Origin of the sequence: Brachybacterium sp. J153, from assembly GCF_036311905.1 — a bacterium.
Lineage (GTDB): Bacteria > Actinomycetota > Actinomycetes > Actinomycetales > Dermabacteraceae > Brachybacterium.
The window spans coordinates 60,216-74,186 of sequence record NZ_JAZDCH010000006.1 but is presented as its reverse complement, the minus strand read 5'-3'; the positions used below and the strand labels follow the sequence as shown (position 1 = coordinate 74,186).

Sequence of the window (13,971 nt, the reverse complement as noted above, 5' to 3'; positions counted from 1 at the left end):
GGCAGCGGAGCCTCCGGTTGGGTCAGCCGATGACCGTGGTCGCCTCCGTGAGCTCCAGCTCGTGCGCCTCGGCGGTGCCCGCATGGGTGAGCGCACCCTCGTGGGTGTGCAGGCCCAGGGCGAGCGCGCCGTCGGCCCGCAGCGCGTCCCGCCAGCCGGAGGCGGCCAGACGCAGGATGTAGGGCAGGGTCGCGTTGTTGAGCGCCGCGGTCGCGGTGACCGGCACCGAGCCGGGCATGTTCGCGACGCAGTAGTACACCGCGTCGTGCACGCGGAAGGTCGGATCGGAATGCGTGGTCGGCCGGGAGTTCTCGAAGCAGCCGCCCTGGTCGATCGCGACGTCCACGAGGACCGAGCCGGGCTTCATCCGGGACACCATCTCGTCGGTCACCAGCTTCGGGGCGCGCTTGCCCGGGATCAGCACCGAGCCGACCACCACATCGGCCCGCTCGACCTGCTCGGCGAGGTCCAGGGTGGTCGAGTAGCGGGTGAGGATCCCGCCGTGGTGCATCGTCGCGATCTGGCCCAGCCGTGCGACGTTCAGATCCATCACGGTGACGTTCGCGTGCAGTCCGTGCGCCATCATCGCGGCCTGTTCGCCGACCACGCCACCCCCGACGACCAGCACGTTCGCCTCGGAGGTGCCGGGGACCCCGCCCATCAGCACGCCCGAGCCGCCGAGCGGGGCCATCAGGTGGTACGCGCCGACCTGTGCCGCGAGCCGTCCGGCGATCGCGCTCATCGGGGCCAGCAGCGGCAGGGAGCGATCCGGCAGCTGCACCGTCTCGTAGGCGATCGCGGTGGTGCCGGAGGTGAGCAGGGCCTCGGTGAGCCCGCGATCCGCCGCCAGATGCAGGTAGGTGAAAAGGATCTGGCCCGTCCGCAGGCGCCCGTACTCCTCGGGGAGCGGCTCCTTCACCTTGACGATCATCTCGGCCTGCTCCCAGACCTCGTCGGCCGTCGGCAGGATCCTCGCGCCCGCTGCGACATAGTCCTCGTCGCTCACGCGCGAGCCGAGACCGGCTCCGGTCTCGACGAGGACCTCGTGCCCGCGCATCGCGAGCTCGTGGACGCCGGCGGCCCCCAGACCCACCCGGTTCTCGTTGTTCTTGACCTCGCGGGGCACCCCGATGCGCATGTCCAGCCTCTCTGCTGAGCCTCCGTGGCCGTGGTCACGACCACGCACCCAGGATGACATCCCGGAGCGCTCCTGGGCGTCGGATCCCCTGTGGTCCGCGGCACCGTCGGCGGGAATCGGCGGGACCCCGCGCCGCCCCGGCCCTAGACTCGATCCGGCCCTCCTCCGGGCCGCCCCCGCTCGCTAGGAGTACCCGCCGTGATCACCGTGCACGACCTCGCCGTCCGCGTCGGCGCCCGACTGCTCATGAGCGAGGTGTCCTTCCAGATCACCGACGGCGACCGCGTCGGGCTGGTGGGCCGAAACGGCGCCGGGAAGACCACGCTCACGAAGGTGCTCTCGGGGACCCTGCAGCCCACCGAGGGGAGCGTCGAGGTGAGCGGGGAGCTGGGCTACCTCCCGCAGGACACCCACTCCGGCGACGACACCGAGCCGGTGCTGCACCGCATCCTCTCCGCGCGGGGTCTCGACGACGTGCTGCGCCGTCTGCGCCGAGCCGAGGAGGAGATGGGGGACATGTCCCTCTCCGAGGCCAAGCGCGAGAAGGCGATGAACCGCTATCCCCGCCTCGAGGCGGAGCTCGACGCCGCCGGCGGCTACGCGGCCGAGGCGGAGGCGAAGCGCATGGCGGCGAACCTCGGCATCCCCAACCGCCTCCTCGAGCAGCCGCTGGGCACCCTCTCCGGCGGCCAGCGCCGTCGCGTCGAGCTCGCCCGCATCCTGTTCTCGCAGGCGACGACGATGATCCTCGACGAGCCGACCAACCACCTCGACGCCGACTCGATCGTGTGGCTGCGCGAGTACCTGATGACCTACCGCGGCGGGCTGATCATCATCAGCCACGATGTGATGCTCGTCGAGGAGGTGGTCAACAAGGTCTTCTACCTCGATGCGAACCGCCAGGTCATCGACATCTACAACATGGGCTGGAAGCAGTACCTGCGCCAGCGCGAGGACGACGAGAAGCGGCGCCGGCGCGAGCGCAGCAACGCGGAGAAGAAGGCCAGCGCCCTCACCGCGCAGGCAGAGAAGATGCGGGCGAAGGCCACCAAGGCCGTCGCCGCCCAGAACATGCTCAAGCGCGCCGAGCGGATGCTCGACGGGGTCGAGGAGGAGCGCCGCAGCGACAAGGTCGCCTCGCTCCGCTTCCCCAAGCCCGCTGCGTGCGGCAAGACCCCGCTCATGGCGAAGGGCCTCTCGAAGTCCTACGGCAGCCTCGAGATCTTCACGGACGTCGACCTCGCGATCGACCGCGGCTCGCGGGTCGTGATCCTCGGTCTGAACGGCGCGGGCAAGACCACCCTTCTGCGGATCCTCGCCGGCGCCGACGAGTCCGACACGGGTGAGATCCTCCCCGGGCACGGGCTGCGCGTCGGCTACTACGCGCAGGAGCACGACACCCTCGACCTCGAGCGCACCGTGCTCGAGAACATGATGACCGCGGCCTATGAGCTGCCCGAGGTCGAGGCGCGCAAGATCCTGGGTTCCTTCCTCTTCACCGGCGAGGACGTGCACAAGCCGGCCGGCGTGCTCTCCGGCGGCGAGAAGACGCGCCTGGCGCTCGCGACCCTCGTTGTCTCCAGCGCGAACGTGCTGCTGCTGGACGAGCCGACGAACAACCTCGACCCGGCCAGCCGCGCCGAGATCCTGGGGGCGCTGTCCGCCTTCGAGGGGGCCGTCATCCTGGTCTCCCACGACCCGGGTGCCGTCGAGGCGCTCTCCCCGGAGCGGGTGCTGCTCATGCCCGACGCGGTCGAGGACCTCTGGAACGCCTCGTACATGGAGCTCATCGAGCTGGCCTGATCGGCCCGGCGCGCCCTCGAGAGCTCAACGGGTTTCCGCTGTATCGTCCGGCACAGCGGCAGAGCGCCGTCCGTGCCGGAGGAGGCCGCCATGCACCTGCTGTCCCTGACCGCGACCCGGGCGCTCCGTCGCCGCGGCGGCGAGGACCCGGTCCCCGCGCTGCTCGCGGCCCTCGCCCCGCTGCCGCTCGCCCTGCCGGCCGAGCGCACCGCCGGATGGCACGTCCTCGCCCTGGCCCCGCGCTCCGAGATCGCCCTCGAGGTCCTGCTGCGGGCCCTCGAGACGGGCGGTTTCGCCGTCGGCCTCGGGATCGGGACGGTGCCCGCGCCGCTGCCCGCCTCGGTGCGGGAGCTCACCGGGGGAGCGGCCTCCGCCGCGGCCGAGGCCCTCCGCGCCGCGGAGGTCACCTCCACCGTGCCCGTGGCCGTGCGCGCCGCCGATCCGCGCCAGGCCGGCACCGTCGAGGACGCCGAGGCCGTGCTGCGCCTGATCGGCTGGATGGTCCGCACCCGCAACCGCGGTCAGTGGCGGGCGGTGCGGGCCCTGCGCGAGGATCCGATGGCCACGCAGGCCCAGCTCGCCGAGCGCCTCGGCGTCACGCAGCAGACCGTCTCCCGCGCCGTGCAGACCGGAGGGTGGCGGGAGGAGAGCGCCGCCCATCCGCTCGCCGAGCGACTGCTCAGCATGATCGACCTCACCTCCGAGCGCTGATCCACCGGGAGCCCCGGGGGAGCGGGGCGGCGTGACGCTATCCTTGGGGCCGCCCCGACGACTTCCGAGGAGACCCATGGCGACGACGAACGACCTCAAGAACGGAATGGTCCTCAAGCAGGACAACGGCCTGTGGAGCGTGGTCGAGTTCCAGCACGTCAAGCCCGGCAAGGGCCCGGCCTTCGTGCGCACCAAGCTGAAGAACGTCCTGTCCGGCAAGACCGTCGACAAGACCTTCAACGCCGGCGTCAAGGTGGAGACCGCCACCGTCGACCGCCGCGACATGCAGTACTCGTACCTCGACGGCGAGATGTACGTCTTCATGGACCCCAGCAACTGGGAGCAGACCAACGTCTCCGGCGAGACCGTGGCCGACGCCAAGGACTTCATGCTCGAGGGCCAGGACGTCATCATCGCCTTCCACGAGGGCGAGGCGCTCTTCGTCGAGCTCCCGGCCTCGGTCGTGCTGACCATCGAGTTCACCGAGCCGGGCCTGCAGGGCGACCGCAGCAGCGGCGGCACCAAGCCCGCGCGCCTGGAAACCGGCCGCGAGATCCAGGTGCCCCTGTTCCTCAACCAGGGCGACAAGGTCAAGGTCGACACCCGCTCCGGCGACTACATCGAGCGCGTCAAGTGACCGATGCCCCCCGCCCCGAGGGGGCCAAGGCCCCCAAGGGACCCGGCCTCCCGCTCCCGGTGACGGAGGGGGAGGTCGAGTTCGAGCGCACGATCCCGGCGCCCGCGGATCGTCTCGGCGCGCGCTCGCGCGACCGGATCCGCGCGCTGGACGTTCTCTTCGAGGCCGACGCCCAGCGCCGTGACGTCCTCGACGTGCTGCGGGACCGGCTGCGGATCACCGCGGCGCAGACCCCGCTGCCGGTGCGCTCGCGCGACCTCGTCGAGCTGTACGCGCCCTATGCGACCGACATCGACGAGGACCTCGAGACCCACTCGCGGGACTGGCCGCTGCACCGCATGCCCGCCGTGGACCGCGCGATCCTGCGCCTGGGCAGCGCCGAGGTGCTGTACGGCGAGGAGAGCACCGGTCGCGGGGCGATCATCGGCGAGTACACCAAGATCGCCGAGGTGCTCTCGACCGACGACTCGCCGCGCTTCGTCAACGGGCTGCTCCAGCGCCTGCTCGACATCCGGGGCCTGGGGTCCTGAGGACCTCCTGGCCCCTCCTCCCCGCCCCGTCCGAGGGGCGGGCGAGGTCGGGGCGCCGCCGCGGCGGAAGCTAGACTCGGCCGCGCAGCACGGCTCGCACGGGTCCGTGCACCGGGTCACCCCGGGACGGCCCGGCAGAGCATCACCACCCTTTAACGACACGTCCCGTGAGGCGTGGAAGGGAGACGCATGACCACCCCGCACGACACCGACGCCCCTCCGGATCCGGAGGCCTCGCGCGTCCTGGGCGCCGAGGAGATCCGCCGCGCCCTCACCCGGATCGCGCACGAGATCCTCGAGAGCGGCCACGGCGCGGACGACCTCGTCCTCCTCGGCATCCCGCATCGCGGCGTGCCGCTCGCCCATCGGCTCGCCGAGCGCATCGCCCGCTCCGAGGGCGGGGAGCGTCCCCTCGAGGACCTCGTCGGCAGCCTCGACATCACCATGTACCGCGATGACCTGCGCACCCAGCGCACTCGGGTCCCCGGTCCCACGCGGATCCCGAAGGGCGGCATCGACGGGCGCACCGTCGTCCTGGTCGACGACGTGCTCTACTCGGGCCGCACCGTCCGCGCCGCCCTCGACGCTCTCGGGGCCATCGGCCGGCCCGCCGCCGTGCGCCTCGCCGTCCTCGTGGACCGCGGCCACCGGCAGCTCCCCATCCGCGCCGACCACGTCGGCAAGAACCTGCCCACCGCGCGCAGCGAGCGGGTCCACGTGCAGCTCGCCGAGACCGACGGGATCGACGCGGTCGACATCGTCCGTCCCGCGGCGACCCCGGGGGAGGCGCGCGCATGAGGCACGTCATCTCCATCGCGGACCTCGACCTCACCGAAGCCCTCGACCTGCTCGCCACCGCCGAGCACATGGCCGAGACCCAGTCCCGGCAGATCCGCAAGCTGCCCACGCTCGTGGGCACCACGGTCGTGAACCTCTTCTTCGAGGACTCGACCCGCACCCGGATCAGCTTCGAGGCGGCCGCGAAGCGGCTCTCCGCGGACGTCATCAACTTCTCCGCCAAGGGCTCGAGCCTGTCCAAGGGGGAGTCGCTCAAGGACACCGCGCTGACCCTCCAGGCGATGGGGGCCGACGCCGTCGTGGTCCGCTCCGCCTCCTCGGGCGCGGCGCACCAGCTCGCCCACGCCGGCTGGATCGACCAGCCGATCGTCAACGCGGGGGACGGCGCCCACGAGCATCCCACCCAGGCGCTGCTCGACGCCTTCACCCTGCGCCGCCACCTCCGCCCCGGGGATCCCCGGGCGGACCTCGCGGGCCTGCACGTGGTCATCGTCGGCGACATCCTCCACTCGCGGGTGGCCCGCTCGAACGTGCTGCTGCTGACCCTGCTCGGGGCCCGGGTGACCCTCGTCGCCCCGCCCGCGCTGGTCCCCGTCGGCGCGGGCGCCTGGCCCTGCGAGATCACCTACGACCTCGACGCGGCGCTGGCCACCGGGCCCGATGCCGTGATGATGCTCCGCGTCCAGCGGGAGCGGATGGTCGGCGGCGGCTTCTTCCCCACCGAGGGGGAGTACGCCCGCCGCTACGGGCTCACCACGGCCCGCGCCGCCGCGCTGCCCGAGCACTCCCTCGTGCTCCACCCCGGGCCGATGAACCGCGGCTTCGAGATCGCGGGGGACGTGGCCGACGGCCCCCGCAGCGTCATCGTCGAACAGGTCGCCTCGGGCGTGTTCGTGCGGATGGCGGTCCTGTACCACCTGCTCGCCACCGACACCCGGGAGGACGCCCGATGAACGCCGCCGTCTCCACCACCACTGCCGTGCCCGTCGTGCTGATCCGGGGCGGCCGCCCCTACGGCGAGGACGTCGCCGACCTCCTCCTCGAGGGCGGGGAGATCACCGCCGTCGGAGCGGACCTGGAAGCACCCGCGGGTGCCGAGGTGGTCGACGCCGACGGCTGCATCGTGCTGCCCGGTCTGGCCGACCTCCACACCCACCTACGCGAGCCCGGCGGTGAGGAGGCCGAGACCGTCGAGACCGGCACCCGCGCCGCGGCCCGCGGCGGATACACCGCCGTGCACGCGATGGCCAACACGACCCCCACCGCGGACACCGCCGGCGTGGTCGAGCAGGTCGCGAGCCAGGGCGAGACGGCCGGATGGTGCACCGTCCGGCCCGTCGGCGCCGTCACCGTCGGCCTGCAGGGCGAGCGCCTCGCCGAACTGGACGCGATGGCCTCCTCCCGCGCCCGGGTGCGGGTCTTCAGCGACGACGGCAAGTGCGTGCACGACCCGGTGCTGATGCGCCGCGCGCTCGAGTACGTGAAGTCCTTCGACGGAGTCATCGCCCAGCACGCCCAGGACCCGCGGCTCACCGAGGGCGCCCAGATGCACGAAGGCGTCGTCTCCGCGGAGCTCGGCCTCGCGGGCTGGCCGGCGGTCGCCGAGGAGTCGATCATCGCCCGCGACGTGCTGCTCGCCCAGCACGTCGGTTCGCGCCTGCACGTGTGCCACCTGTCGACGGCGGGCAGCGTCGACATCATCCGTTGGGCCAAGCAGCGCGGCATCGAGGTGACCGCCGAGGTCACCCCGCACCACCTGCTGCTCACCGACGAGGAGGTGCGCGGCTTCGACGCGGTCTTCAAGGTGAACCCGCCGCTGCGCACCGCGGCGGACGTCGAGGCGGTGCGGGCGGGGCTCGCCGACGGCACGATCGACATCGTCGCGACCGACCATGCGCCGCACCCGCGGGACGCGAAGGACCGCGAGTGGGACCAGGCCGCGATGGGCATGACCGGGCTCGAGACCGCCCTCTCCCTCGTGCAGGCGACCATGGTCGACGAGGGGCGGCTGAGCTGGCGGGACGTCGCCCGGGTGATGAGCGAGAAGCCCGCCGAGATCGGTCGCGACGAGGACCAGGGCCGACCGCTCGAGCCTGGCTCCCCGGCGCACGTGCTCGTCTGGGACCCGCGCCCCTCGCAGCCCGTCGACCCCGCCGAGCACGCCTCCCGCAGCCGCAACTCCCCGGTCGCGGGGCGCGAGCTGCCGGGCCGCAACCGCCTCACCGTCCACGCCGGACGCATCACCGTCCGCGACGGCGCGCTGGCGGGCGCCTGATGGATCGCCTCGTCCCGGTCCTGCTCCTGGTCCTCGTCTTCGTCCTGCTCCTGGGGCTGATGGTGCTCGGCTGGCGCGGACGACGCCGCTCGCAGCAGCATCTCCCGCCGCCCGACAGCCGCGATCTCGCCGCCCTCGGCGAGCAGCGGGCGGCGGGACCCTTCGACGCCGTCTACGTCGACACGGTCCTCGCCGAGCAGCCGCTCGAGCGGATCGTCGCCCACGGGCTCGGACAGCGCGCCACCGCCTCGGTCGAGGTGGGGGAGCAGGGCACCTGGCACATCCGACGTCAGGGCCTCGCCCCGCTGACCGTGCCCTCCTCCGCCCTCGCCGAGATCACCACGAGCCCCGGCATGGCCGGCAAGTTCGTCGGCGGCGACGGGCTCCTCGTCCTCCGCTGGCGCCTCGGCGACCAGCTCCTCGACACCGGCCTGCGGCTCGCCCGCCGCGCCGACCACGACCTCCTGCTCTCCCGGAAGGAGCACGCATGACCACCGCCACCGCCCCGAGGGACCCCGCGTCCCCGACCCGCCGCGCCCGTCGCGAGCGCGCCCTGCTGATCCTCGAGGACGGCACCGTGCTGCGCGGCTCCGCCTACGGCGCCCGCGGCGCCCGCCTCGGCGAGGTCGTCTTCTCCACCGGCATGACCGGCTACCAGGAGACCCTCTCGGATCCCTCCTACGCGGGCCAGATCGTGGTCCAGACCGCCCCGCACATCGGCAACACCGGCGCGAACTCCGAGGACATGGAGTCCCGCACCGTGTGGGTGCGCGGCTACGCCGTGCGCGAGGCGAGCCGCCTGGCCTCCAACTTCCGCGCCGAGCAGACTCTCGACGAGCTGCTGGTCGGCGCCGACGTGGTCGGCATCAGCGACATCGACACCCGCATGCTCACCCGCATCCTGCGGGAGACCGGCTCCCTCCGCGGCGGCATCTTCTCCGGCGACGCCCTCGAGGCGGGCGAGGAGGCGCTGCTCGCCCAGGTGCGCCAGCAGCCCGAGATGAGCGGATCGAGCTTCGTCGACGAGGTCACGATCGCCCAGCCGATCGTCCTCGAGCCCGAGGGCGAGGCGATCGGCACCATCGCCGCCGTCGACCTCGGCATCAAGGGCGCCTCACCGCGCAGCATGCTGCAGCGCGGCCTCCGCGTGCACCTGCTGCCCGCGAGCACCTCCCTCGAGGACCTGCTCGCGATCCAGCCCGATGCGGTGTTCTTCTCCAACGGCCCCGGCGATCCCGCCGCGGCCGACGCCCAGGTCGAGCTGCTCCGCGGCGTCCTCGACGCGGACCTGCCCTTCTTCGGCATCTGCTTCGGCAACCAGCTGCTGGGCCGCGCCCTCGGCTTCGACACCTACAAGCTGAAGTTCGGCCACCGCGGCATCAACCAGCCCGTGCTCGACCGCGAGACCGGCACGGTCGAGATCACGGCCCACAACCACGGCTTCGCCGTGGACGTCCCCCTGGAGGGCGAGCACCTCGCCCCGCACGACGGCGGTCGCTACGGCCGCGTGGTCGTCTCCCACGTCGGGCTGAACGACGACGTCGTCGAGGGGCTGCGCTGCCTCGACCGCCCCGTCTTCTCGGTCCAGTACCACCCCGAGGCGGCCGGCGGCCCGCACGACGCCTCGTACCTCTTCGACCGCCTCGCCGACCTCGTCCGCGAACGGCGCGCCGCCGCCCCGACCTCCGCCCCCGCCGCCTCGTCCGCGTCGGTCGCGGATGGCCAGACCTCGCAGAAGGAGTCCTGATGCCCCGCCGCACAGACATCCAGTCCGTCCTCGTCATCGGCTCCGGTCCGATCGTCATCGGCCAGGCCGCGGAGTTCGACTACTCCGGCACCCAGGCCTGCCGCGTGCTGCGCGAGGAGGGCCTGCGCGTCATCCTCGTCAACTCGAACCCGGCCACGATCATGACCGACCCCGAGGTCGCCGACGCCACCTACATCGAGCCGATCTCCCCGGACATCATCCGCTCGATCATCGCCGCGGAGCGTCCCGATGCGATCCTGCCGACGCTCGGCGGCCAGACCGCTCTCAACGCCGCGATCGCGCTGGCCGAGAACGGCACCCTCGAGGAGTTCGGCGTCGAGATGATCGGCGCGAGCCTCGACGCGATCCAGAAGGCCGAGGACCGCCAGAAGTTCAAGGAGGTCGTCGAGCGGGTGGGCGGCGAGTCCGCGCGCTCGCGGATCTGCCACACCATGGACGAGCTGCTCGAGGCCGCCGAGGAGCTCGGCTACCCGATGGTGGTGCGCCCCAGCTTCACCATGGGCGGGCTCGGCTCCGGCATGGCCTACGACGAAGCGGACCTGCGCCGGATCGGCGGCGACGGGCTGCACTACTCGCCGACCACCGAGGTGCTCCTGGAGGAGTCGATCCTCGGGTGGAAGGAGTTCGAGCTCGAGCTGATGCGCGACCGCAACGACAACTGCGTGGTGGTCTGCTCGATCGAGAACGTCGACCCCGTCGGCGTGCACACCGGCGACTCGGTGACGGTGGCCCCCGCCCTGACCCTCACCGACGTGGAGCTGCAGCACCTGCGCGACCTCGGGATCGGCATCATCCGCGAGGTCGGTGTCGACACGGGAGGCTGCAACGTCCAGTTCGCGACCCATCCCGAGACCGGGCGCGTCGTGGTCATCGAGATGAACCCGCGCGTGTCCCGCTCCTCGGCGCTCGCCTCGAAGGCGACCGGGTTCCCGATCGCGAAGATCGCCGCGCGCCTCGCGATCGGCTACACCCTCGACGAGATCCGCAACGACATCACCGGCACCACCCCCGCGAGTTTCGAACCCGCGCTGGACTACGTGGTCGTCAAGGTGCCGCGCTTCGCCTTCGAGAAGTTCCCGGCCGCCGATCCGACCCTCACCACCACCATGAAGTCGGTGGGCGAGGCGATGGCCATGGGACGCAGCTTCACCGAGGCGCTCGGCAAGGCCCAGCGCTCCCTCGACGTGAAGACCGCGGTGCCCTCCTACGTCGGGGAGCCGCCCGCCCCCGCCGAGGTCGCCGAGCTGATCGACGCCTCCCGCACCCCGACCGACGGCCGCCTCGTGGCGATCGCCCGGGTGCTGTGGTCCGCGGCCGAGGGGATCCTCGATCCCGAGGAGACGCTGGACCGCCTCGTCGAGGCCACGGCGATCGACCGCTGGTTCCTCGACCAGATGCTCCAGGTCGCCGAGCTGGCCGCCGAGATCCGCTCCTCCTCCGTGCTCGACGCGGAGCTGCTGGCCCTCGCCAAGCGCCGCGGCCTGAGCGACGACCAGATCGGCCAGCTGCGCGGACAGAGCGGGGACGTCATCAAGGGGGTCCGCGAGGCGCTCGGGATCAACCCGGTCTACAAGACCGTCGACACCTGCGCGGCCGAGTTCGCCTCCCGCACCCCGTACCACTACTCGAGCTACGATCAGGAGACCGAGGTCGAGCCGCGCGAACGTCCGGCCGTGCTGATCCTGGGATCGGGCCCGAACCGCATCGGCCAGGGCATCGAGTTCGACTACTCGTGCGTGCACGCCGCGATCGCGCTCGGCGATCGCGACCTGCCCGGCGGCGGCTACGAGACCGTGATGGTCAACTGCAACCCGGAGACGGTCTCGACCGACTACGACATCGCCGACCGCCTCTACTTCGAGCCACTCACCTTCGAGGACGTCGTCGAGGTGTACGAGGCGGAGAAGGCAGCCGGCCCCGTCGCGGGCGTCATCGTGCAGCTCGGCGGGCAGACCCCGCTGGCCCTCGCCCGCCGCCTCGAGGCCGCGGGCCTGCCGATCATCGGCACCAGCCCTGCCGCGATCGACCTCGCCGAGGACCGCGGTCACTTCGGTGCCGTCCTCGCCGAGGCCGAGCTGCCCGCCCCTCCCTACGGAACCGCCTGGGGCCTCGCCGACGCGATCGAGGTCGCCGAGGAGGTGGGCTACCCCGTGCTGGTCCGCCCCAGCTACGTGCTCGGCGGCCGCGGCATGGAGATCGTCTACGACCAGGACGGTCTCGTCGATTACGTGAGCCGGAACCTCCCCGAGGGAGGCCGGGCGGAGGCCCCGATCCTGCTGGACAGCTTCCTGGACACCGCGATCGAGATCGACGTCGACGCCCTCTACGACGGCGAGGAGCTGTACCTCGCCGGGATCATGGAGCACATCGAGGAGGCCGGTGTGCACTCGGGCGACTCGGCCTGCACCCTGCCCCCGGTGTCCCTCGGCGACGAGGTGCTCGAGCGCATCCGCACCTCGACCCTCGCGATCGCCGCCGGCGTCGGCGTGCGCGGCCTGCTCAACGTGCAGTACGCCCTCTCCCAGGGCATCCTCTACGTCCTCGAGGCCAATCCGCGCGCCTCCCGCACCGTCCCCTTCGTCGCGAAGGCCACCGGCGTCCGCCTCGCCCAGGCCGCGGCCCGGGTGATGGCGGGGGAGACGATCTCCGAGCTGCGCGGCGCGGGCGTGCTGCCCGCGGGCGACGGCGCCGACCTGCCCGACGACGCCCCGATCGCGGTGAAGGAGGCGGTGATGCCCTTCAAGCGCTTCCGCACTCGCGAGGGGCGCGCCGTCGACTCGGTGCTCGGCCCCGAGATGCGCTCCACGGGCGAGGTGATGGGTCTGGACGCGACCTTCCCCCTCGCGTTCGCGAAGTCGCAGCTGGCGATCTCCGGGAGCGGCCTGCCGACCTCCGGCGCCGTCTTCGTCTCGGTCGCTGACCGCGACAAGCGCGCCCTCTCCCTGCCGGCCGCCCGCCTCGCCGCCCTCGGCTTCGAGATCCTCACCACCGCCGGCACCGGCCGGGTGCTGCGTCGCAGCGGCATCCCCTGCCGAGTGCTGCGCAAGGCCTCGGAGCGCGGCGAGGACGCGAGTGTGATCGAACTGATCGAGTCCGGGGAGGTGGCCCTGGTGCTGAACACGCCCTCCGGCTCCAACGCGCGAGTCGACGGCTACGCCATCCGCGCGGCTGCGACCAGCATGGACGTCCCGCTGGTGACGACCCTCCAGGAGTTCCAGGCAGCCGTCCAGGCGATCGAGGCCCGCCCGGAGGAGCCGTTCAGCGTCGGCAGCCTGCAGGAGCACACCCGTCGGCTTGTCGAGGCGCGCGCCGCGGCGGTGACCGCATGAGCGAGCGCACCGCCGGGATGCCGACGGGGGAGTCCTTCGGTGCCCGCCTGCAGCGGGCCGTGGCCGAGCACGGGCCGCTCCTGGCCGGCGTCGACCCGCACGCCGCGCTGCTCGCGGCCTGGGGCCTGCCCGATTCGGCCGACGGTGTGCGGGAGTTCTCCCGCGCGGTGCTCGCCGCGACCGCGGGACGGGTCGCGGCGATCAAGCCCCAGTCGGCCTTCTACGAGCGTCACGGCTCGGCCGGGATCGCGGCCCTCGAAGAGCTCCTCGCCGGGGCTCGCGAGCAGGGTCTGCTGACTATCCTCGACGCCAAGCGCGGCGACATCGGCTCGACCATGGACGCCTACGCCGAGGCGTTCCTCCGGCCCGGCGCGCCGCTCGAGGCCGATGCGATCACCGCGAGCCCGTATCTTGGGGCGGAGTCCCTCGACCCCGCCGTGGACCTCGCCCTCGAGCACGGCAAGGGCGTCTTCGTCCTCTCGCTGACCTCCAATCCGAGCGGCCCGCAGGTCCAACACGCGGTGGACCAGCAGGGCACGCCGGTGGCGCTGACCATGGCGCGACACGCCGAGGCGCGCGGAGGCGGCGACGACTCGACCTGGGGCTCTGTCGGCCTCGTCGTCGGGGCGACGGTGGGCGACGCCTATCGGCGGCTCGGGATCGACGCGGCCGCGCCGCACGTCCCGTTGCTCGCCCCCGGCTTCGGAGCACAGGGGGCCGGACCCGCGGAGCTCGCCGAGGTCTTCGGTGAATCCGCAGGTCAGGTGCTGGTCTCGGTGTCCCGCGGGCTGCTCTCCGCGGGCCCCGACCCAGCCTCGCTCGAGCAGCGTCTTACCGAGCTGCGCGCCGAGTACTCCTGAGCCCGGCGGCGCACCCGCCTCCCGCCGCCTCTCCCCGGACCGGGGCAGGAGCGGGCGGAGGCGGGGCCGCAAGCCTCTGATCTGCGACACCTTCGCCGATGAGTGTGCCTCGCCACGTCCGA

Annotated in this window: 12 protein-coding genes; 11 read left to right on the top strand and 1 reads right to left on the bottom strand. The window is 72.6% G+C overall.

The features are described 5' to 3' along the window. Positions 1-22: 22 nt before the first annotated feature. Positions 23-1,138, bottom strand: coding sequence for an alanine dehydrogenase (ald, locus tag V1258_RS03965; protein WP_329748457.1), 1,116 nt, complete (start codon positions 1,136-1,138; stop codon positions 23-25). Positions 1,139-1,336: 198 nt separating this feature from the next. Between ald and V1258_RS03960 the strand changes: the two genes are divergently transcribed. The 11 genes from V1258_RS03960 to pyrF all read left to right on the top strand — a co-directional run bounded on the left by V1258_RS03960 (position 1,337) and on the right by pyrF (position 13,849). Continuing rightward, positions 1,337-2,941 (top strand): ABC-F family ATP-binding cassette domain-containing protein, encoded by a 1,605-nt coding sequence (locus V1258_RS03960; protein ID WP_329748456.1) that lies wholly within the window; start codon positions 1,337-1,339, stop codon positions 2,939-2,941. Between the two features lie 90 nt (positions 2,942-3,031). Continuing rightward, positions 3,032-3,652 (top strand): MarR family transcriptional regulator, encoded by a 621-nt coding sequence (locus tag V1258_RS03955; protein WP_329748455.1) that lies wholly within the window; start codon positions 3,032-3,034, stop codon positions 3,650-3,652. Positions 3,653-3,728: 76 nt separating this feature from the next. Further along, the gene (gene efp / locus V1258_RS03950) at positions 3,729-4,289 is read left to right on the top strand and encodes an elongation factor P (protein ID WP_329746820.1); all 561 of its coding nucleotides are present in this window, start codon (positions 3,729-3,731) and stop codon (positions 4,287-4,289) included. Continuing rightward, positions 4,286-4,819 (top strand): transcription antitermination protein NusB, encoded by a 534-nt coding sequence (locus V1258_RS03945; RefSeq protein WP_329748454.1) that lies wholly within the window; start codon positions 4,286-4,288, stop codon positions 4,817-4,819. The genes efp and V1258_RS03945 overlap by 4 nt, the downstream gene beginning before the upstream one ends. A 189-nt stretch (positions 4,820-5,008) precedes the next feature. Beyond that, positions 5,009-5,617, top strand: coding sequence for a bifunctional pyr operon transcriptional regulator/uracil phosphoribosyltransferase PyrR (gene pyrR / locus V1258_RS03940; RefSeq protein WP_329748453.1), 609 nt, complete (start codon positions 5,009-5,011; stop codon positions 5,615-5,617). After that, on the top strand, positions 5,614-6,570 hold the full coding sequence (locus V1258_RS03935; RefSeq protein ID WP_329748452.1) for an aspartate carbamoyltransferase catalytic subunit: 957 nt from the start codon (positions 5,614-5,616) through the stop codon (positions 6,568-6,570). Before pyrR ends, V1258_RS03935 begins: the two co-directional genes overlap by 4 nt. Then, entirely contained in the window at positions 6,567-7,892 is a 1,326-nt protein-coding gene (locus tag V1258_RS03930; RefSeq protein ID WP_329748451.1) for a dihydroorotase, read from the top strand. The genes V1258_RS03935 and V1258_RS03930 overlap by 4 nt, the downstream gene beginning before the upstream one ends. Then, positions 7,892-8,383, top strand: coding sequence for a PH-like domain-containing protein (locus V1258_RS03925; protein ID WP_329748450.1), 492 nt, complete (start codon positions 7,892-7,894; stop codon positions 8,381-8,383). Before V1258_RS03930 ends, V1258_RS03925 begins: the two co-directional genes overlap by 1 nt. Then, a complete protein-coding gene (gene carA, locus V1258_RS03920; RefSeq protein WP_329748449.1) occupies positions 8,380-9,639 on the top strand; it encodes a glutamine-hydrolyzing carbamoyl-phosphate synthase small subunit in 1,260 nt (419 codons plus the stop codon). Before V1258_RS03925 ends, carA begins: the two co-directional genes overlap by 4 nt. Then, complete coding sequence (carB, locus tag V1258_RS03915) at positions 9,639-12,989, top strand: carbamoyl-phosphate synthase large subunit (RefSeq protein ID WP_329748448.1); 3,351 nt, start codon at positions 9,639-9,641, stop codon at positions 12,987-12,989. The genes carA and carB overlap by 1 nt, the downstream gene beginning before the upstream one ends. Next, positions 12,986-13,849 (top strand): orotidine-5'-phosphate decarboxylase, encoded by an 864-nt coding sequence (gene pyrF / locus V1258_RS03910; RefSeq protein WP_329748447.1) that lies wholly within the window; start codon positions 12,986-12,988, stop codon positions 13,847-13,849. Before carB ends, pyrF begins: the two co-directional genes overlap by 4 nt. Positions 13,850-13,971 lie beyond the last annotated feature (122 nt).

Coding starts and splice junctions, on each gene's coding strand:
- ald (WP_329748457.1), bottom strand. CDS start 1,138: ATGCGCATCGGGGTGCCCCGCGAGGTCAAGAACAACGAGAACCGGGTG.
- V1258_RS03955 (WP_329748455.1), top strand. CDS start 3,032: ATGCACCTGCTGTCCCTGACCGCGACCCGGGCGCTCCGTCGCCGCGGC.
- efp (WP_329746820.1), top strand. CDS start 3,729: ATGGCGACGACGAACGACCTCAAGAACGGAATGGTCCTCAAGCAGGAC.
- pyrR (WP_329748453.1), top strand. CDS start 5,009: ATGACCACCCCGCACGACACCGACGCCCCTCCGGATCCGGAGGCCTCG.
- V1258_RS03935 (WP_329748452.1), top strand. CDS start 5,614: ATGAGGCACGTCATCTCCATCGCGGACCTCGACCTCACCGAAGCCCTC.
- V1258_RS03930 (WP_329748451.1), top strand. CDS start 6,567: ATGAACGCCGCCGTCTCCACCACCACTGCCGTGCCCGTCGTGCTGATC.
- V1258_RS03925 (WP_329748450.1), top strand. CDS start 7,892: ATGGATCGCCTCGTCCCGGTCCTGCTCCTGGTCCTCGTCTTCGTCCTG.
- carA (WP_329748449.1), top strand. CDS start 8,380: ATGACCACCGCCACCGCCCCGAGGGACCCCGCGTCCCCGACCCGCCGC.
- carB (WP_329748448.1), top strand. CDS start 9,639: ATGCCCCGCCGCACAGACATCCAGTCCGTCCTCGTCATCGGCTCCGGT.
- pyrF (WP_329748447.1), top strand. CDS start 12,986: ATGAGCGAGCGCACCGCCGGGATGCCGACGGGGGAGTCCTTCGGTGCC.